14 protein-coding genes and 2 tRNA genes are annotated in these 19,878 nt (G+C 43.0%); 7 read left to right on the top strand and 9 right to left on the bottom strand.

Going from position 1 to position 19,878, the window contains the following annotated elements:
* Positions 1-94: 94 nt before the first annotated feature.
* A complete protein-coding gene (locus tag K1M91_RS00360; protein ID WP_232799568.1) occupies positions 95-1,768 on the bottom strand; it encodes an ABC transporter substrate-binding protein in 1,674 nt (557 codons plus the stop codon).
* 796 nt (positions 1,769-2,564) lie between these two features.
* On the opposite strand from K1M91_RS00360, the gene K1M91_RS00355 reads away from it, so the two are divergent.
* Entirely contained in the window at positions 2,565-5,843 is a 3,279-nt protein-coding gene (locus tag K1M91_RS00355; protein ID WP_232799567.1) for an ATP-binding protein, read from the top strand.
* A 204-nt stretch (positions 5,844-6,047) separates the two neighbouring features.
* Positions 6,048-6,506: an RNA-binding S4 domain-containing protein gene (locus K1M91_RS00350; protein ID WP_232799566.1), complete on the top strand. Its 459-nt coding sequence runs from the start codon at positions 6,048-6,050 to the stop codon at positions 6,504-6,506.
* A 28-nt stretch (positions 6,507-6,534) separates the two neighbouring features.
* Here the strand turns inward: K1M91_RS00350 and K1M91_RS00345 are convergent, their stop codons facing one another.
* Positions 6,535-7,491 (bottom strand): substrate-binding domain-containing protein, encoded by a 957-nt coding sequence (locus tag K1M91_RS00345; protein ID WP_282561050.1) that lies wholly within the window; start codon positions 7,489-7,491, stop codon positions 6,535-6,537.
* Positions 7,492-7,717: 226 nt separating this feature from the next.
* On the opposite strand from K1M91_RS00345, the gene mltA reads away from it, so the two are divergent.
* Positions 7,718-8,812, top strand: a complete 1,095-nt coding sequence (gene mltA, locus K1M91_RS00340; RefSeq protein WP_232799564.1) for a murein transglycosylase A — start codon at positions 7,718-7,720, stop codon at positions 8,810-8,812.
* 62 nt (positions 8,813-8,874) lie between these two features.
* Here the strand turns inward: mltA and K1M91_RS00335 are convergent, their stop codons facing one another.
* The 3 genes from K1M91_RS00335 to K1M91_RS00320 form a co-directional block, all read right to left on the bottom strand.
* On the bottom strand, positions 8,875-10,248 hold the full coding sequence (locus K1M91_RS00335; protein ID WP_232799563.1) for an MATE family efflux transporter: 1,374 nt from the start codon (positions 10,246-10,248) through the stop codon (positions 8,875-8,877).
* Between the two features lie 639 nt (positions 10,249-10,887).
* Positions 10,888-11,610, bottom strand: coding sequence for a riboflavin synthase subunit alpha (locus K1M91_RS00325; RefSeq protein ID WP_232799561.1), 723 nt, complete (start codon positions 11,608-11,610; stop codon positions 10,888-10,890).
* A 218-nt stretch (positions 11,611-11,828) separates the two neighbouring features.
* Positions 11,829-12,767: a DUF368 domain-containing protein gene (locus tag K1M91_RS00320; RefSeq protein ID WP_232799560.1), complete on the bottom strand. Its 939-nt coding sequence runs from the start codon at positions 12,765-12,767 to the stop codon at positions 11,829-11,831.
* Between the two features lie 288 nt (positions 12,768-13,055).
* On the opposite strand from K1M91_RS00320, the gene K1M91_RS00315 reads away from it, so the two are divergent.
* The 4 genes from K1M91_RS00315 to K1M91_RS00300 all read left to right on the top strand — a co-directional run bounded on the left by K1M91_RS00315 (position 13,056) and on the right by K1M91_RS00300 (position 16,622).
* Positions 13,056-14,018, top strand: a complete 963-nt coding sequence (locus tag K1M91_RS00315; RefSeq protein WP_232799559.1) for a glucokinase — start codon at positions 13,056-13,058, stop codon at positions 14,016-14,018.
* Between the two features lie 124 nt (positions 14,019-14,142).
* A tRNA-Ser gene (locus K1M91_RS00310) sits at positions 14,143-14,232 on the top strand.
* A gap of 215 nt (positions 14,233-14,447) precedes the next feature.
* Positions 14,448-15,125, top strand: coding sequence for a hypothetical protein (locus tag K1M91_RS00305; protein WP_232799558.1), 678 nt, complete (start codon positions 14,448-14,450; stop codon positions 15,123-15,125).
* A gap of 261 nt (positions 15,126-15,386) precedes the next feature.
* Complete coding sequence (locus K1M91_RS00300; RefSeq protein WP_232799557.1) at positions 15,387-16,622, top strand: DEAD/DEAH box helicase; 1,236 nt, start codon at positions 15,387-15,389, stop codon at positions 16,620-16,622.
* On the opposite strand, the gene K1M91_RS00295 is transcribed toward K1M91_RS00300, so the two are convergent.
* The 4 genes from K1M91_RS00295 to K1M91_RS00280 all read right to left on the bottom strand — a co-directional run bounded on the left by K1M91_RS00295 (position 16,623) and on the right by K1M91_RS00280 (position 19,869).
* Positions 16,623-17,063 carry a cytidine/deoxycytidylate deaminase family protein gene (locus K1M91_RS00295; protein WP_232799556.1) on the bottom strand — a complete coding sequence of 147 codons (441 nt, stop codon included), beginning with the start codon at positions 17,061-17,063 and terminating at the stop codon, positions 16,623-16,625.
* 77 nt (positions 17,064-17,140) lie between these two features.
* Positions 17,141-17,473 (bottom strand): hypothetical protein, encoded by a 333-nt coding sequence (locus tag K1M91_RS00290; protein WP_232799555.1) that lies wholly within the window; start codon positions 17,471-17,473, stop codon positions 17,141-17,143.
* Positions 17,474-17,534: 61 nt separating this feature from the next.
* Positions 17,535-19,469 (bottom strand): S8 family serine peptidase, encoded by a 1,935-nt coding sequence (locus K1M91_RS00285; protein WP_232799554.1) that lies wholly within the window; start codon positions 19,467-19,469, stop codon positions 17,535-17,537.
* A 324-nt stretch (positions 19,470-19,793) separates the two neighbouring features.
* Positions 19,794-19,869, bottom strand: a tRNA-Val gene (locus tag K1M91_RS00280).
* Positions 19,870-19,878: the final 9 nt, after the last annotated feature.

Genomic DNA, 19,878 nt, shown 5'->3' with positions numbered 1-19,878 from the left:
TCTAACGAAGTTGGCGCAAGGGGGGCGTTGCCAATACTACTTAATTTGACAACGGCTTGCTAAAGGCTATTAAAGTGATTAGATATCACCGAGCTTAAGATTTAGGTTTAAGGCTCAGCAAGTGCAACAGACGCTCAGGAGTGCCAGGGTGTGGCTGAGGTTTTGCCACTGGGTTATCAGCGTTAAAGAACCCCTCAAAGCGCTCGGTGTTATATTGGTACCAGCTTGGGTTGTTAAATACAGGGATGAATGGCATATTTTCTGCCACTATCATCTGTATTTGGTCCATTGTCTGCTGTTGTGCGGCTTTGTCTGTCGTGGTGTAGAATTTATCCAGTAAGACATCTAACTCAGGGTTGGTAAACCGTGTAGAGCTCATTCGGGTTTTATCTAACTGAGAGCTATGGAAAGCGGTGTTATACATTAAGTGGGGCGTAACACCAGAAAAATAGGCGTTAATGGCTGCGTCATATGAGCCATCAATTAGCGCAGAAGTCCAAGACGCTGCCTCTGGCGTTGCGACTTTGGCATTAATGCCCATTTCTTGCAGTCCGTCAACGGCAATCTGCACGGTATTAACCCAATCTGTCCAGCCATTAGGCACTATGATAGAGAAGGCAATGGCAGAGCCATCTGGGTTATCAACATAGCCGTCGCCGTCTTTATCTTCGTATCCTGCTTGTTTTAACAGTTTCTTAGCGGCTTTCATATCATAGCGAGAATACTGGCCAAACTTCTTATCAACTTCATCATTATTCCAAGAGTGATAGCCAGCGCCAAGGCCAGATGGGTATTCATTAAGGGTTGGGTATCCGTAACCAGCGATATTCACCATGCTGTTTCGATCCATCGACATGGATACCGCACGGCGGAAGTTGACATCATTGAATGCTTTTTTGTTACCTGGGTTTTTACTTTCTAAGTTTAAGTTAAAGGCAACCATCGAATCAGCTGGGAACCAATATTTATGGTTACTAGCATCTTTAGAAACATAGGTTTTGTCTATATCAGGTAAAAATGAGCCAAACCAGTCTAACTCACCCTTTTGCGCGGCAGCTAGTACTTGATCATTATTCGCTAGTTGTGGCAATCGCACGCAGTCAACTTGCAGGGTTGAATTGTCCCAATAGTGCGGATTACGGCATTGAACATAAACTCGAGTCGTGAAACGTTCAATTTCGGTTAATGGCCCCGTGCCAACGGGGTTTTCATTGGTGAAGGTAATTGGATCTTTAACTTCACGCCAAATATGTTCAGCCACCACAGGTACACGAACGATTTCAATTGCCGCACCACTGTCCGGCTCAGGGAAACTGAACTTGACATGTTGCTCATCAATCACTTCAACGGCGCTAATGCGTTGCCAAATGGCTCGAGTATCAAGCGCAGGATTTGCTTTAACCATGTCAAAGCTGAATTTGACATCATTAGCATCAAAGTCTTGCCCGTCTGACCATTTAACGCCTTTACGTAAGGTAAACACTACCGATTTTGCATCATCGGCAAATTCAATCTTCTCGGCTAACCGGTAATGAATTTTTCCACCTTGCATGGGATTATAAATAGCTAAAGGCTCATAAATATATTCGTTAGTGGTGGGTAAGATAGTGGTTTGATTGTAAGGGTTAAAGTTTCGTACCCAAGAGGTAACTTGAACGGGGGCGATATTGAGCACCGCCTTATCGTCTTGTTCGGCAGCTGTAGCAGAAATACTGAGAGAGCCAGCTAAAATTGCACTGATGGTTGCACTTAACATCAATTTATTCATTTTGTAAGCTTCCTTGAAATAGTCTCATTAATTACTGGTTGAAGATGTAAGTTTCACTTTATCTTCTTGACCAATACACCCTGATACCACTTATACCCAATCAACTTGAAGATGCATGTTTCAGAGCGCCACCGTGCTTTCAATACTAGGCACGCTAATGCAGGAATATAGGCACCTTTTAAATTAGCGTAACAACGTAGTGGAAACGCGGTGGCGCTCCCAAAGGGCAAGTTTTACAGGCGTTTATGCTGCGTGATTGATTTTGATAAGGGGAAAGCCATTACCTGCAATCAATGCCTTGCCTAAATGCGTGTAAAATCTTGCTGAAATCGAGCCTCTCCAGGTTGATTGGGTATAGACTCAGTTGCATTTGGATAGCGCTATTCAAGCATTCACATTTTGTTACAACAATGTAAAAAGTCGTCAACACAGCATCAATAACGTAAAATACGGATATTAACCTATTGTTTAAAAAGGTTTTTAATTCATATTGCTAGGGTGATAAAAGCACGAACAAGATCACACAATGAATGACCTTGAATCCTGAAAAAGGATAAATTACGTAAGAAATTCTAAATAATAAGTGAATATCAATTTAATACAGTCGCTTAGATGATGGCTCAAAAACTGATGAGCTGAGATCTGGATCATGCTTCGATAGTGACAAATACATTATTGCTTTATCGCCCCCTTTAACTAATGACACTATCAATGAAATGATTAAGCATCTAATCACAGGAGAGCACTGGCGTTGTTAAAACAAATAAAAAACATGAGCTTTCGGGCAAAATTAGGAATGGCATTTCTACTGCTTTCAATCACGCCAATGGCTCTGATCGCGGTGATATTCCATGTTTCATTTGTGAACAACAACGAAAAGCAAGTAGCTGATACTTTATATTCCATTGCCCTCAATAAGGAGAACACCTTAAACCAGCATATGTTGGGATTACGTCAGCAAGCTTTACATTACAGTAATACCGATTTTGTGCGTTATGCCATGAGTCGGTTTTATGGTTTTTCTTATGCTTTTAACCTTATTTCAGATGATGCACAACGCTCTGCTGTCTTACTGAAAGATACTTTTAATAAGCAAGGTGATTTTAAAGATCTTCCCTCTAAATTAGGCATGACTGTAGGCAGCTATGCGCATGTTCATGATCGTTTCCATGAAGGCTTTGAAGAATATTTAGCGGTATCGGATTTTATTGACATCATCCTAATCGACCTAAAAGGGCAAGTGGTATACAGCACCCGTAAAGCAGGCTATTTTACCGCTAATCTAGGGGATCAAGGACACCGTAATTCGCCTCTAGGTAAGGCCTTTAGCAAGCTAGATGAAAGGCTGGCTAAAGAGTCGGATGTGACAACCACTAAGCCAGTGGTGTTTCAGGATTATTCTCTTGATCCAGTCAACCAAGAAATTGTGAGTTATTTACTGATTCCTATAAATAATCACGGACGTATTACCGGTTATATCGCATATGTATTACCCACTTCGCCTTTGAATAAAATAATGGCGAGTCGGCAAGGACTAGGGGAAACCGGTGAAACTTATACGGTTAATGAAGCGGGTTACCCCATTTCGGATTTATTATCGCAAGACCCAGCATTAAATTTAATGGCTATTTACCAGAGTGAAACACCCATGTGGTTGGAAGTGTTACACCAAGCTAAACGCTCAGCAACAGGTACTTTAGCCACTCATAACTATGAAGGAAAGCCGACTTTAGCTGCTTTTACAAATTTGAATTTAATGGGCTATGACTGGGTGATCATTGCTGAACAAGCCAATAGTGAGATCCAAGCAACCAGTGTCCGCTTTCGTAATTTGATTGTATTTATTGGCTGTATATCAATTGCCATTATTATCGCAATTGTTTATGTCTTATCCCGTTCATTGACGCGACCTTTGAACTCATTGATGCGAGCGACCGAAGCGGTAACGCAAGGGGAATGGGACCGGCATATTCTTGGTCGCGGTCGTACTGATGAAATAGGCCGTTTAGCTAGTCGATTTGACGAGATGCAGCAAGCTATTGCTAATCAGATTAATGTTATTAATGACACCAATTTACAGTTAGAAGAAAAGGTAGCGGTAATCAATGAGCAAAATATTGCGTTGATTCAAGCCGATAAAATTAAAGATGAATTCCTAACTAATACCTCTCACGAACTACGAACTCCTTTGACGGGGGTGATTGGGATCACGGAATCGGTGCTCAATGGGGTTGCTGGGCCTTGTTCCGAGCAGCAACATCAGCAACTTACCTTGGCTTTAAATGGCGCTAGACGGCTTGCACATCTAGTTGACGACTTACTTGATTTTCATAAAGTAAAGCACAACCGCTTACGGGTAAACATGACAGCAGTGCAAGTAAACGCAACCGTAAATGGTGTTCTTGCGTTGTCGCAACATTTGGTTTCAGGTAAGCCGTTAAAACTATTGGGGCGTTTACCTGAGGATATATTATTTGTTGAAGCGGATCCTATTCGCCTTGAGCAAGTTTTATTTAACCTAGTGACTAACGCAATCAAATATACTGATGAAGGCGCTATTACCGTTAGCGTTAGGCGACAACAGCAGCAAGTGATCATATCCGTTGAAGATACTGGGATGGGAATTGCCAAGCAAGATCAAAGTCAAATATTTGAGCCTTTTAAACAAGTTGATGGCAGCCTCACCCGCACCCAAGGCGGCAGTGGTTTAGGGTTGGCGATTTCGAAACAGCTGATTGAGTTGATGCAAGGTAAGCTTTGGCTCAACAGCGAGATAGATAAAGGGAGCTGTTTCAGTTTCAGTCTTAGCTATTGTGATCCTGTGATGCCGATGGCAGCAACAAGCGTTGTTTATAACGCCAACTTAATGGTCAATAGCGAGCAAACGACCTTAGAGCAAGATGATGAATTTACCCAACCCGGTAAGCGTATTTTAGTGGTTGACGACGAATGGATGAACTTGCAGGTATTAAAGAATCACCTCAGTTTTGCTGGCTATGAATGTAAATTGTTAAGTGACGGTCAACAAGCTATTGATTTTATTCAGCAGCAAGAAGTGGACTTAGTTATTCTGGATGTGATGCTTCCGCATATTAGCGGTTTTACTGTGGCCAGTGAAATACGTAAAAGTAGAGATATGGCCAGCTTACCCATTTTAATGCTAACCGCTAAAACACGGGTAAAAGATATTATGACGGGTTTCCATTCTGGCGCGAATGATTATCTGATGAAGCCGTTTATGCAAGACGAACTATTGGCCCGTGTTCATAATTTATTAGAGGTTAAGCAGGCAAGCCAGTTTTCGCAAGAAAACAAAATGCTCAAACGAGAAGTGGCCAGAAGGATTGAAACTGAACAAGCACTGCAAACCAGCCAAGCGCGGATGACCCAAATGCTGGAAACCGTTGAAGACGCAATCTTAAGTGTTAATCCATTCAACCAGATTGTCTTTTTTAATCAGGCTGCACAGCGGTTACTGGGCTATTCTGCTAATCAAATGATAGGTAGCGATATTGGGGCGTTAATCAGTCAAACTGATCTTGAAGCCATTGCGAAGGGGGTAAAAAAGCACATGCGTTTTGAAGTGCAGCTTGATATAGCAAGTGCCAACAATAAAAAAATTCGCTCGCAGGCTTTTATATCTAGAGTAATGAGTAATAAAGAAGCTGATCTTGGTGATATCAGTATTGTTTTACATCAAACACAAAATGCCCAATTACAGCCGACTATTCAACAAGGTGATGAACAACTTGCGGAATTAGAATACCGTTCCACCTTAGTACAAATAATGAATCATTCTTTGGCATTATGGCAAGATTGCACTGCTAAAAGTAAAGTGAATTTAGCCGAGGAAAGTCGTATCTGGAGTGTTTATCTTGATCGGTCGTCAGCGCAAACGCGCACTTTAGATAAATATTTATTGTTACAAACTTTGCCGAAACAGCCACGTTGGCGTGATGTATTACGCACCGCAACATTTGTTATACACCATTGCGAGAATAAAACTAATGGTCCAGAGGTCGCTGAAATTTCGTTACTTTGTCAAAAAGTTAAGCAATATCTCGCTGACAAATGATTACTGAACGTTGGCTTCACACTCTAGATGTTGCCGAGTCGGTGTTAAATTACTAACCAGAGTGTTGCTTAAGGCTAATACGAGTGGATACAAGGTTCTCGCTGAACATGCATCTTGGCTAACTTGGGCATAACTGTAAATCTAGCGAAGACAGCCCATTTTCAGTTACACTAGGTTTTTGCTAACTAAGATAAGTAAACCAACGTGTCTGAAGAAGAGTACGAAATAGAAGCCCTAGGTGTTGAAGTATCCTGTCAGCCCATTGAACTGTATAAAGTGCTAAAAATAGCCAATGCGGTAAGTGGTGGTGGTGAAGCTAAAATGGCCATTACAGAAGGCTATGTGGCAGTTAATGGGGATGTTGAAACACGTAAACGTTGCAAGGTTTATGACGGCGATGTGATCCAATTTAATGGCGAGTTTTATCTGGTTCTGTGTGATGAGCCTGTCTCGGAAGTAGGCGCGAAAAAATCACCTAATGTCGAAAGCCCAGATCGTCCCTCAGATACGCAATCTGAGCCTTTGTCGGCAAAACCGAGTAAATCAACCGTGAATACAGGGCGGAACAATACTAAAGGTAAATCGGCAAAACGTAAGTCAAAGGCGGAACATAAACCAGCACAGGTAGACCAACAAACAGGCCGTAGAGAGATTAAATTTTAATTTCTCTGATACCAACGTTTCGGCTTAGTTAATGAGCCGGGCTTGGCTCAACAAGAAACTGTCGAATAAATTCATAGTTGCCTATTTCGGTTAGCGATTGTCGATTGATGATAACGATGGGCATGAATATTTCTTTACTAGGCGTTTCGTTTGCTAGCAATTTGACCCCTTGTTCAACGGCTGTGTAGCCCATTTTGTATGGGTCTTGTAACACCAGACTATGGATCACACCATGTTGCAGGTGACTGTAGATCACCGAATTGATGTCAAACCCGCCCATCAAAACGTTGTTACGTTTTAGTTTTTTAATGGCCAGTGCCGCACCTTCAGTGGTTGTTTCATTGGGGGTCAAAATGACATTGATATTCTCGTTCTCGGCTAAAGCTAGACGGGTAGCATGCAAGGCACTGCCTTTGGTTACTCCGCCTTCGATAAAGTGAAGTTTATTCACACCATTTTTTTTCAGGTATGCAACAAATCCTGCCACTCGATCTTCCGTTGATGCATGTCCAGCGGCATTTTGCACTATTAATACTTCTGCTTTGTCAGGAAAATGGGGGTGTAATGTCTCTACAAGCTGCGTGCCAGCGGCAAAATTATCGGTAGCGACAAAACTGGCAGTCTCAGGCCCAATTAAGGCTGAATCAAATACTATCACTTTCTTACCCTTGCGTTGGTATTGTAATACGAAAGGAACCAATAAGTGGGCATCTATCGGCGCTATAATCAGCACTTCAATGTTCGAGTCAAGATAGTTTCTGACAATTGATATTTGTGCTTCTATGTCAGTTTCATTATATGGGCCGCGCCAAATGACTTTTTGACTTTTTTCTTTACTTGCTGCAATGGCACCCGCTTGCACTGACTGCCAAAACGTCATGTTTACGCCTTTTGGCACAACTAAAATTTTGGCGTCATTGATGCTTGCCGCGAAAGAGTAAAATGAGATTAAAAATGCGGTAAAAAAAAGAACTATATTCAGCATGCCCATCGATTATCAGACTGTAATTTTGTTTAATTCTAGTATAAATGACTGGCGAAAATGTAAAATTATCATATTTATCGCATGTTTAATTTTAAATTTATCACTAATAAACGTGAATAAAACCTATCTTAACTAAATGGGGTAAATATAGAACAATTTAAGTCGATAGCACTTGTGTCTGAATCGGAACTTTGACAATCTAGGCAAAATTTTCAATTGAGTCATTGTGTTGCGTAAACTACTCGTTTCTATCTCGGCCCCTATTTTACTGCTAAGCGCTTGTGCGACGGCGCCAAAGTCTCTGGATATTGTTGATCCCAAAACAAATTTTGGTAAACAAGCCTCAAACCAACAATTTACCGAAGTGCTAAATCCTGTGCCTCTAGTGATCTCAGATAAACCTCGTGATTACAGTCTGTTTACATTGCAAATGAATAAGGTGAAAGAAAAATCGCCTAACCTTGTTAAGCGTCAGAATGGATTATATCAACAGGTTGAAAACTGGGCCGAACAAAATGGAGATCCCGCCAGTCTTAACCTGTTTGGCATTAAAGCTGCGCAAATGGGCGGGGCTGATGGACAAGGAAACGTGTTATTTACCGGCTACTATTCCCCGGTGATGAAAATTCGCCATCAAGCGGATGCTGTTTATAAATACCCCCTTTATGGCATGCCAAAGTGTCAAGGTCGTTGCCCTAGTCGCGCTCAAATTTATGCTGGTGCCTTGGCTAACCAAGGATTAGAAATTGGCTATAGTAAGTCTCTGTTGGATAACTTTATGTTAGAAGTGCAGGGCAGTGGTTTTGTCTATTTTGAAGATGGTGGTGACAAACAATACTTTGCTTATGCAGGGAAAAATGGCCATGGTTATACAAGTATCGGCAAGGTACTTATTGAGCGAGGTGAAGTCGCCAGAGAAGATATGTCCCTAGAGGCAATTAAAAGCTGGGCGGAAAAGCAAGATGAGGCCACGTTGCGAGAGTTACTTGAGCAAAATCTGTCATTTGTTTTCTTCAAAGCGAATAAAGAGTTGGATGTTATTGGCTCGGCCGGTATTCCTTTGCAAGGTGGGGCCGCAGTCGCAGCCGATAGAGCGTATTTACCCATGGGCAGCGTGATACTCGCCGAAGTGCCGCAGCTTGATGCAAAAGGCGTTTGGATGGGGCACCATGTGCTGAAATTATTAATGGTGTTAGACACAGGTGGCGCGGTTAAGAAAAATCATCTCGACTTGTACCATGGGTTAGGTGTTCAAGCGGGGCGAAACGCTGGCTACTACAAACATTTTGGTCGTGTTTGGCTACTCACAACAGGCGAGTAGCCTCTAATTGTTTAGAGACACCCACTTGAAGGAAACCAATCAACACCCTATGGGGTCTCTATTTAGTTTATATTGGCTGCTACCAATTTTAATTTTGCACTTTGTTTATAGTTATAAACCAAGCGGAAACTGAGTAGCACTGCCGCTGTTGTTAAGCCAGAGATAAAGCCCACCCAGTAGCCGTGTGGGCCGATGGGCTCGATGATCCAGTTAGTGGCAGCTAATACATATCCGACTGGTAGCCCGACTAGCCAAAAAGACACGAGAGTAATATAGAAAATAACTTGAGTGTCTTTATAACCTCGTAAGATACCCGCAACAATTACTTGTATGGTGTCAGAAAATTGATAGATCGCAGCGAGTACTAATAAGCTAGCTGCCAATGTGATCACTTCGCTATCATCGGTATAAAAAGCGGCTATTTGCTGGCGAAACACAAGACTAAATGTCGCTGTGACGACGGCAATCGCCAAGCCTAAAAAAATGGCTGTGTTGGCTGCTATCATCGCTTTTTCCGGTTGCCTTTCTCCTAGATTATGGCCCACACGAATACTGGCCGCGATACCAATACTTAACGGGATCATAAAAATCATCGATGAATAGTTAATTGCTACTTGATGACTGGACACGACTTCTGCGCCCATTGGAGCAAGTAACAAGGCCACGATAGTAAATAAGGTCACTTCAAAAAAAGTGGCTGCGGCAATCGGAAAACCTAAAGAAAAAATACGCTTGATTTGTTTTAAATTAGGAGCAATAAAACGTTTAAATGGGTTAAGGCGCTTTAATTCACCATCTAATAATACATAAAGCAGCATGGCAATGCCCATCGCGAGGTAGACTAAAGCCGTGGCAACACCACAGCCTATACCACCTAAAGCAGGCATGCCAAGTTTACCGAAAATGAAGATATAGTTAGCGGGAATATTCACCGCTAAGCCAACAAATCCAATCATCATTGAAGGCACCGTACGCGACAGTCCATCACATAAACTGCGCAGCACAAGATAAAGTGCAAAGGGTGGCATGCCCCAAATGACGGCATGGAGGTAACCTTTGGTTAATCGGGCCAGCTCAGGCTCAACATCCATCCATACTAATACCCAGGGACTGTAATAGAGCAGAATCATCATGATGCCTGATAGTGCCATGGCAAGCCAAAGAGCCTGAATAACTGAAAAGGGGATTTGGCTGCGTTTTTTCCCACCGTTAAGGTGCGACACGATGGGCGTAACCGCCATGGTTAAGCCTTGCAGTAATAAAATGGCAGGGATCCAAAAACTTGATGCCACTGCGACCGCGGCCATATCGGTTGCACTTACATTTCCTGCCATTACTGTATCGATAAAGCCCATTGTGGTCATGGCTATCTGCGCGATGAGGATAGGCCAGCTGAGTTTGATTAAGGTCTTTAATTCCTGTTTGTAGTTGATCAAGGTATCTCCAAATACATAGGTGAAGAAGTTTTTCTGGAATTGTAAGATGCTGGTAGGGACGATTATAAGCCGAACTAATTCTTACCTGGACTATTATTCATGCAGTAAATTGTTAAGGTAGTACTGCATGTGATCTGACCATCAATGGGACCTCATTAACGGCGAGAAACAGCAGGATAATAGTGCTTATTATGATTTAATGGAAGAAACATTCGTACTATCTAGGCTCGCTGATATTTTTACTGGTTAGGAGCTTGTCCGTTTGTTGCGGCAGGTGGGCGTGGTTATCGTATAGACTCTATTGGCTAAGGTCTGTTGATCTTTGCTGGTTGATTTTTGTTCGAGAGGGGACACCTTGTCTAAAAGCGTTTTGAGCAAGGCGAGCAGTGTGTAGCTTAGTATTCTAAGTAAATACTGCTCAACGATGGACAAAACGCTTTTAGCCGAATCCGCAGGACAGCATTTGTTGGCCATTTCTACTGCGTTAGCGCCTTTTCGCATAGTTCACTATGCCACAAAGGTGCTGGCCACAACGAACGCTTTGTATAAATACCCAACAATTCGCTGCAAAAACAATCACGAAAGATCAACAGACCCTAATGGTTTTTAAACTAGCCAATAGTGTCATGCAGACGAATATTATTGTTTATTGGCATCCGATAGCGCAGCTTGCGTGGTTTGGCCAATCGCATCTATATCGGCATTATTATCGGCTAAAAATTTTTCAAACAGAGGCATCAGGTGACCCATTTTTTCATTGATAGCATCGCGCACGGTATCAACAATGACTTGGGTACCTCGTTCTATTTCGACATTAATTGTTGCGCCGTTATTTTTGCTTTCAAACGTCGTCATTCGCCGCGTCTCTGGAATTAACCATACATCAAACCAGCCTTGTTGTTTATTTACGTCAGAGACCGTCAGGCTTGCTCCGTTTAAAGCAATATAGCCTTTTGGAAAGATATACTTGGCCCAGTCATCACTGATCGCGATACGTACCCGATAATTATCATCGATGTGTTGTACATCGAGTACCTGGGTTTTGAAATCTATGTGACCTGATAACGGGTGACCACCAATCTCGGCACCGTCTTTTGCTGCGCGTTCAACGTTAATTTTTTGGCCTGGTGTATATTCGCTTAGTGTTGTGATTTCTAAGCTTTTCAACATAATGTCAAATGCAACTCGGGTTGGTGACAGGAGTTGGGTAACCGTCAAGCAAACGCCATCAACCGCGACACTGGCGCCAATTTCTAAATCTTGGCAAAAGCCAGGTTCAAATTCGATTTCAAAGGTTCTGATACCGTTTTGGTCAGTGACGGAAGCAATTAAAGCAACGGACTGAATTATACCTGTAAACATAATGGGTCTCCTGAAAACAACGAGAATGAGAGTATCACAGAATAAACTGTAAATGGGGATGATTGTGGCATGTTTATCGGCAATCAATGCCTTGCCTAAACGCGTGTAGAGCGTTGCTGAAATCAAGTATCTCCACGTTGATTGGCTATAGATGCAATATTGCAAAAATAAAACGGGCCTTTTGGCCCGTTATTGGTTATGTCTTTGCAGATAATTGTCTATGGCTTTGCTGCTGACAGCTTTTCAATGGCGAGTATCAACCCTAACCCGGCAACCATCAGAGCAATGCACACTAATGTTTGTGCGTCTTGACCTGTCACTAAAGTAAAATCATTTGGCCATAAATTGGCCGTAGTCAGTGGCTTTTCAATGCCTTTAGAGCTTAAATAAGTACTGGTCACTTGTTTCCATGGCCAAAGCACATTTAATGAGCCGACTAAAAATCCGGCTAATAAGGCAAATGTGGCTTCATGAAAACGGCTTAACAACCATGATAAAAACCGTGAAAAACACATTAGGCCAACGATACAACCCAGTAAAAATAGCCCTAACAAGATAAAGTCACGATCATTGACCGCAGCTAACACATGGCCGTACATGCCCATTAACAATAAGATAAAGCTGCCAGAAATACCCGGTAAAATCATCGCACAGATTGCTATGGCGCCAGAAACAAAGAAAAACCAAGGGGCAGGGTCAACGCTACTTGGCGATATGCTGGTGATCACAAATGCGATCACGCTGCCTACTACTAAACTAATGATATTAACCGCGCCCCAGTGGGTTATTTGCTTTGCGATATGGATTACAGAGGCAATAATCAAACCAAAAAAGAACGACCAGACTAATAGAGGATGATACGCTAACAAGTACGTAATAAGCTTAGCAAGGGAAGCAATACTGAGGAGTAATCCGGAAAACAACACTAACAAGAAGGAGCCATCAATATGCTGCCAAAAAGCTTTAACTCCATCTTTTAATAGAATATTAACGGCTTTAAGATCAACGGATTTGATCGCATTTAATAAACGCTCATAAATACCGGTGACAAATGCGATGGTACCACCTGAAACTCCTGGCACCACATCGGCAGCGCCCATTCCCGCTCCCTTAAAAAACAACAATAACCAATCTTTTGTGGAATACTTATTAGACATGAGGGTAACGCGCTCCTTGTAAAAATAACATCGCGATCTGACGAAGTAACTTGATAAAGGCAGGATTTTACCTGTTTATCACGCTGATACCTATGAAATATGATGATAAATAAAGGAATTATGAGGGCATATATAGGAATTAAAATGACAATAGCAAGATTCCTAACAACACAATTGTGATAGCAGCAGTAAAAATACAGTGAAACCCGCAGCGAGATCATAACACTAGTTGTCATCGACTTTAAAATAACAAACAATTATGGCCATAACACACTTTTTGGAGCTGCAATGAACACTCATTATGTCGTCGCCGATGTTGGCGGAACTAATATTCGATTAGCCTCAATTGATGAGAAAACTGGTGAGCTAAGCCAAATAAAAAAGTACTTGTGTGCTGAATTCCCGACCATTGCTGACGTGGTTAAAGAATATTTTTCTGAATTAGATGGTTTAGTAAAGCAGCTATGTATCGCAATCGCCTGTCCAGTGGATGATGATCTAGTTGAAATGACCAATCATACTTGGACCTTTTCACAACAGGCACTGAAGAAAGCCCTTGGACTCGATAAGCTTTATGTCATCAATGATTACACGGCTATTTCCCTTGCTGTACCATTTCTAGCCGATGACGAAAAAGTGCAGATTGGTGGTGGTGAAGTAAAAGATAAAAAGCCTATTGGTATTTGTGGACCAGGTACTGGGTTAGGCGTTGGTCATCTTATCAACATTAATGACAAATGGATAAGTTTAGATGGTGAAGGTGGCCATACTTCATTTGCACCAACGGGAGAGCGTTCACGTCAGGTGCTCAATGTATTAGCTGAAAAAATGGGCCACGTGAGTGCAGAGCGTTTACTCTCAGGTCAAGGAATTGAAAATATATATCAGGCCCTTTGTCATATCGCGCAGCAGCCTGTTAAGTTTAACGCAGCAGCCGACATCACCCGGGCCGGTTTAGCGCAAGAGTGTCAACAGGCACAGCTGACCCTTGAAGTATTTTGTGAAGGGTTAGGCGGTTTCGCTGGTAATTTGGCGCTTAACTTAGCTTGTGAGGGTGGGGTATATATTGCAGGCGGCATTGTGCCTCGATTTATCGATTATGTGAAAAGTTCAAGCTTTCGCGGCGCGTTTGAAAGTAAAGGGCGTTTTAGTGCTTACAATGCTGGCATTGCGACGTATGTGGTGTTACATCCCGATCCAGGCCTATTCGGTGCAGGCGTATACTTAAGGCAAGAGTTGAAAGTTATTTAAGGTCAACTTGGCGGCTTTTTAGGCAAACAGTTTAAAAATAACCTTTAACAGTTGACGGATTAAGCCGTTTTCCTTATTCTTGCCGCCGTTGTCTCAGGGCTAACCTGTCAGACTAAAAAAATTTGGTGAGCTGGCTGAGTGGCTGAAGGCGCACGCCTGGAAAGTGTGTTTAGGTTAACCCCTAACGAGAGTTCGAATCTCTCGCTCACCGCCATATTAAAAGGGTTTCAGAATATTTCTGAAACCCTTTTTTGTTTGTCGATTATCTTGTGCCAGTATTGCTTCACAAATCTCATAAAAAGCATTCATTTTCATTTCCTTTCTCTCGTTGACAAATTATTTTGTAAGAGAGTATCTCAAGCGTTGCTTTAGAGCTGTGGCTGGGCTAATAACACGCTATTTCTGAATTATCTAAGTAGGAGTTTTACCTTGTTTAAGTCATTACTCAGTATCATGCTGTTCGTTTTATGCTGCGGTTTCGTTATTGCGGCTGACGAAGCAAGGGTTAATCAATCTGATCCCAGTCATCCAGTTATTGAAAAAGATGGCTTAGTTAATATTAATGTGGGCGTTGATCTTACGGGGTTTGAGCAGCCAGCAGCACAGGTTGCGCAAGCGCTAGCGGATATAGCAGAAACGATGTCTGATATGAGTGCGCGCCCAGAATTAACCTCAGAAGAAAAGCAACAAGTACTAAACATGATGTCACAAATTGAGACCCTCACGGTGACTTTAGATAATTCACTTATTAAGCTGCCGAGTTTAGTTGAGCAAGCTAGCTTACCCATTGTAGAAAGTAGCCAAACCTTTCTGGGGGATCTTAAAGTCACCGTCATATTAATATTAATTGCACTTTTTGTGGTGATTTGTCTTGCTTTATATGCTTGTTATTATCTGCTGTTACGGCCAACGAAAGATTTATTAATCGGTACTATTGGTGAGCTTAACCAGTTGGCGAGTGCAATGGAAAACACTGCGAAAATAGTCGAACTGAGTGGCCAGCACCATGCAACGATACTGGCCGCAATTGAGCGACAAAGAATGTCACCTCAGCATGAGACTTGTCATCAATCAATTGATAAGGATGATGTGGGGTCACTCAGTTAAGATTTTTGTACAAGCACAGCATTAATTAAGTAGAGATAAAGCCATTCAAGTTTTTTATGCTGAGCAAATCAAGGTTAATGGCGGTCAAGTCACTGAGCCTACAATGCAGCTTCACGAAGATAATGTGTATTAGTTCAGATGCTTGTTTAGCGTGCCGACAAAATTAGCCTGTACCACCTACCAATGTTGACCCGCTGAAAAAATTTACTATTAAGGGTTTGCTCGTTAGACTGCGCCCTCAATCGTATTGAGTAAATAGCCATGACGTTTTCAAGCTTCAAGTTAGCCCCTCAGTTGGTCGCCGCTTTGCCGACTCACTTGGTGCAAGCATCTCCCATTCAACGCCTTACTATTCCTGTTGCACTTAATGGGGAAGACGTACTGGCCATTGCCCCGACAGGAAGTGGCAAAACCTTCGCCTTCGGTTTGCCTTTATTAAATGGCATTGATGGCCAACTAAATGCAGTACAGGGGCTTATTATTGTTCCTACACGTGAGTTAGCCCTGCAGATTGCTGAGCAGCTCAACCCTATCGCTAATGCGTTATCGTTGCGAATTCAAACTCTTTTTGGCGGACAATCTCAATCCCGTCAAGAACAAACTGATGCGCTCGCCTTGTCTCCCCAGATAATCATTGCAACAGTTGGCCGCTTAGATGACTTTCACCGGCACCAGTTAATCTGTTTTACTGAGCTGAAATTACTGGTATTAGATGAAGGGGATCGCTTACTTGATATGGGCTTTTGGCCAAAACTTAAGCAACTGCTTCAAGCCATGCCGACTAGGCGGCAGACCTTGTTGTTTTCTGCCACTATGCCAGCCCCACTTGAGGCATTAGCGCAAACAATATTAACTACGCCAAAGCATTTAAGGATTAGTGCCGCAGATCTCCTTGCACCAAAAATTGAAGAGCAGCTGTTTTTGGTCAATAAAGGCAGTAAAGCACAAGCATTAATCGCTTTATTAAAAGCACAATCCAAGCAGCAAGTATTGGTGTTTATTAGTGTAAAAGACAGTGTCGACGCCGTAACTAAAAAACTAGTTAAGGCTGGAATTAACGCGGCAGCCTTACACGGAGATAAAGACCAAGAGGTGCGTACTAATACCTTATTTGATTTTAAAACGGGAAAGGTAGAGGTGTTGGTGGCGACAGATTTACTTGCCAGAGGTATCGATCTCGTAGCATTACCGATAGTGATTAATCTTGATTTGCCTAGTCATGCCGAGACCTATGTGCATCGGATTGGGCGCACGGCGCGAGCAGGAGCATCGGGTTTGGCTATTTCATTGGTTTGTCATGGCGAATCAGGGTATCTCCACGCCATTCGTCAGTTAACTGGGCGAGCTTTACCTACGCAAACACTGGCCGGATTTGTTGTCACAGACCAACCCAGTAGCGCAACGCCTAAGCGTGCGCCACGGGACAAACAAGCTAACAGGCGCAGTTTAAATAAGCGCTCTATTAAAGGGTTTCAAAGTAAATCAAAAAAAAGCTGATTAGAAATCCTTTAAAGGTAGCCAGTCGACTGTTACCCCTGCTTGTTCGAACATATCTTGACTTACTTGGATTTTGTCACCCCAGCGAGACAAAAAGTCGTCTGTTTGCTCTGGACAATGGACGGTAGCGATGCCTGTTTGAATAATCTTTGCTGCGCAGTTAGGACAGGGAAAGTGTGTCACCCAAATCTCGCAGCCAGCCAAATCGCGCTTGGCAAACAAAATGGCATTTTCCTCGGCGTGCAAAGTTTTCAGTAGTTTCATGTCACGGCTATCAGTTTCAGCACTGTCTGAAATACCGCGAGGATAGCCATTAAAGCCAACCGAGACGATGCGATTTTTCTCTGTGATCACTGCGCCTACTTGAGTTGAAGGATCCTTACTCCACGAACCAACGAGTTGGGCCATTTGGAAAAAGCGTGCTGCCCATTTACTAATCATGTCGGATTCCTATGGTGGTTTAAATTGAATGCACAGATGATAAATCAATTTAAAGGGTAACATGAAGTAATACTTAACTATTTTGTTAATGGCATGGGTTGTTGATGGGTCATGATTTGATCAAATTCTGCATAAATGAGCATTTGACTTTGGCTTAGCTGCTCAATTAATTGGTTTTTTGTTTTTGCCGATAGTTCACATGTTAGTGTAATGATGGCTTGGTTATCACTGCGTGCTTGGACAGTAATAATAGGGCAAGCATATTGCTCTATCATATTGGCTACGTCTTGCTTCAAAACAGGATTATCTGCTTTATATTGCAATAATAATCGAGTTTCATTTTGTACTTTACTTTCAGCGTGAGCAACAGCTCCAAAGCACAAAGTGGCTAGAATTAATAATTGTCGCATGATCACTCCAAAAAATTAACATTAGGGCCAAAGCCCTAATGTTAATGGGCACTAAACACAATTATTTAGTGATTAAGCGCCATGGCCCCCATTGCTCGGTGCCAGGTTCACTGTTTCGGTTCCACCATTTGCTTTGGTAAACCTTATTATTGTGTACTACAACATCACCTGCTACATAGACTAGATTGCTATTCCAGCTATCCACTGGGGTTGGATCAACACTCGGTACGGGTGTTGGCGCAACGGTTGGAAGCGGCGTTGGGGCCGCTGTTGGCTGTGGCGTTGGCTCAGGTGTCGGAGCTGGTGTCGGTGCTGCCGTTGGCTTAGGTGTCGGTGCTGGCGTAGGTGCAGCAGTTGGCGCTGGAGTCGGTGTGCCAGCAGAGCCTAGTTTTTCCCATGGCCCCCATTGCGTAGAGCCTGGCTCAACGCCTTGGTTCCACCACTTGCTACGCCATTTAACGTTGTTATAAATAACTTCGTTATCTTTGACATAAACTTTCGCTGGATCCCAATGTCCTGCTGGTACTGGGGCGAGAGTAGGCGTTGGCGTTGGTGCAACAGTCGGCTCGACAGATGGGACGACACCCGTAGCGAGCAAGGCTAGCGCGGCTTTCGCATCTGCAACACCGCTACCACAATCGATGCATCGGTTTGGATCGGCAAATGGCTTGGCGGTTTGCTTAATGACTCGCTCAACTTCATCAGGAGTGATGTCTGGTTTGGCTTCATACATTAAAGCCGCCAGTGCTGCAATATGTGGTGCAGCCATGCTTGTGCCTTGATAAGCGGCATAGCTCTCACCAGCTTGTACCGTTTTACCGGCATTAATAGTCGAGTAAATTCCACCTGCTGAGCCGTAGCGAGTTTCACCACCTGGTGCGGCGATATCGACATCCTTACCAAAGTTTGAGTAACTTGCTTTGTTAGCGTACTGATCAAGAGCTGCAACAGTGATCACGCCCTGACAACTGGCGGGAGTGAAATTAGCTGCATTTTTATTACTATTGCCTGCAGCAACCACAATTGTTGCGCCTAAGTTCCTTGCCGTGTTAAATGCTTGTTGTGACACTCGCGCACAAGTGCCTGGTCCGCCTAGAGATAAGTTAATAACTTTAGCTGGGTTAGGGTTAACTGGTGCGCCTGGTACACGAGCACCAGCAGCCCAAAGTACACCGTCAGCAATGTCTGAGCTATAGCCACCACATTTGCCTAAAACACGAACAGGCACTATTTTGGCGTCGTAAGCAGCACCAACAACACCTTTACTATTATTTGCAACAGCTGCGATGGTACCGGCTACATGGGTTCCGTGCCAAGATGAATCAGAGTCACGCTTTGGATAGTTATTGCCACATTCACCTGCTTTAAGCCAGTCCCCAGCATCACTTGGGTCGGCATCACGGCCATTGCCGTCATTGCCCATGGTGGCGTTGCTGATGAAATCATAGCCTGTTACTGTATTGGCTTCTAAATCACTGTGTTTGGCATACCCAGTATCGACTACAGCAACATTAACACCTTTACCTGTGGCATATTGCCAAGCATCAACGAAGTTCATACCACCAGCCACATTGGTTAAACCCCATAGCTTATTAAAGCTAGGATCATTCGTATTGGCCATAGCAAACATGAGCTGATCAGGCTCAGCGTATTCAATATCCGGATTGTTCTCTAAGTCACGTAATATGTGTTCAAGGGATTGGTTGTCCTGCCACTGATCTAGCTCATAAACTTCTTCGCCGGTTAAGGTTGTACGTTTGTAGTCAGCAACAAAACCTGTGTTAGCTGTTAGCGCTTCTGTTACTTCCATGCGGCGCACTTGCGATACAGCAGCGCGCATGACGCCAAAGCTTGGCTGTTTATATTTAACAATAATACGGTTTGTTTGTGGGTAGTTATCATCGAAGCCAGCTTGTGCATTGGCGGCGCTGGTTGTGAACGAGAGTAGTGCGGCGCTAACGGCCAGGCACAAAGTGGTTTTCTTGTGCAGATTCATTAAATGCTTTCCTTGCAGTTAATTTAGACATAATGAGTTATGTGGCAGATGTACAACATCTAACCAATCAATGCTCTCACTCGGTAATATCTAAATCAAACTTAGGTAAGCTTTATGTTAAAAAAGATAGACCCCTGTCGTATATTTACCGCTAGATAAAACCCGCTAGGTTAGTGAATATGACCAAATAACTAAGTTGCATCCACATATGTATCTAATTTAAATATTTCTGTTTAACATATTGGTAACATTATAATTTGCTAAATAATGCTAGTTAAGGCTATGGCTAGGAGTGATTTGAATAGGAAGTATAAAAGGGGGAGATGGTGCTCGCTACTGGACTCGAACCAGTGACCTACGCCATGTCATGGCGGCACTCTACCAACTGAGTTAAGCGAGCATAAGAATA

The sequence above is a fragment of the Motilimonas sp. E26 genome (assembly GCF_021278025.1).
GTDB lineage: Bacteria > Pseudomonadota > Gammaproteobacteria > Enterobacterales > CBDFNC01 > Motilimonas.
This window is presented reverse-complemented; position numbering and strand designations above follow the sequence as displayed.

Bases quoted from the DNA above. Each gene is read 5' to 3' on its own strand.
- K1M91_RS00360 (WP_232799568.1), bottom strand. From the start codon at position 1,768: ATGAATAAATTGATGTTAAGTGCAACCATCAGTGCAATTTTAGCTGGC.
- K1M91_RS00355 (WP_232799567.1), top strand. From the start codon at position 2,565: ATGGCATTTCTACTGCTTTCAATCACGCCAATGGCTCTGATCGCGGTG.
- K1M91_RS00345 (WP_282561050.1), bottom strand. From the start codon at position 7,491: ATGCTGAATATAGTTCTTTTTTTTACCGCATTTTTAATCTCATTTTAC.
- K1M91_RS00325 (WP_232799561.1), bottom strand. From the start codon at position 11,610: ATGTTTACAGGTATAATTCAGTCCGTTGCTTTAATTGCTTCCGTCACT.
- K1M91_RS00320 (WP_232799560.1), bottom strand. From the start codon at position 12,767: ATGTCTAATAAGTATTCCACAAAAGATTGGTTATTGTTGTTTTTTAAG.
- K1M91_RS00315 (WP_232799559.1), top strand. From the start codon at position 13,056: ATGAACACTCATTATGTCGTCGCCGATGTTGGCGGAACTAATATTCGA.
- K1M91_RS00300 (WP_232799557.1), top strand. From the start codon at position 15,387: ATGACGTTTTCAAGCTTCAAGTTAGCCCCTCAGTTGGTCGCCGCTTTG.
- K1M91_RS00295 (WP_232799556.1), bottom strand. From the start codon at position 17,063: ATGATTAGTAAATGGGCAGCACGCTTTTTCCAAATGGCCCAACTCGTT.
- K1M91_RS00290 (WP_232799555.1), bottom strand. From the start codon at position 17,473: ATGCGACAATTATTAATTCTAGCCACTTTGTGCTTTGGAGCTGTTGCT.
- K1M91_RS00285 (WP_232799554.1), bottom strand. From the start codon at position 19,469: ATGAATCTGCACAAGAAAACCACTTTGTGCCTGGCCGTTAGCGCCGCA.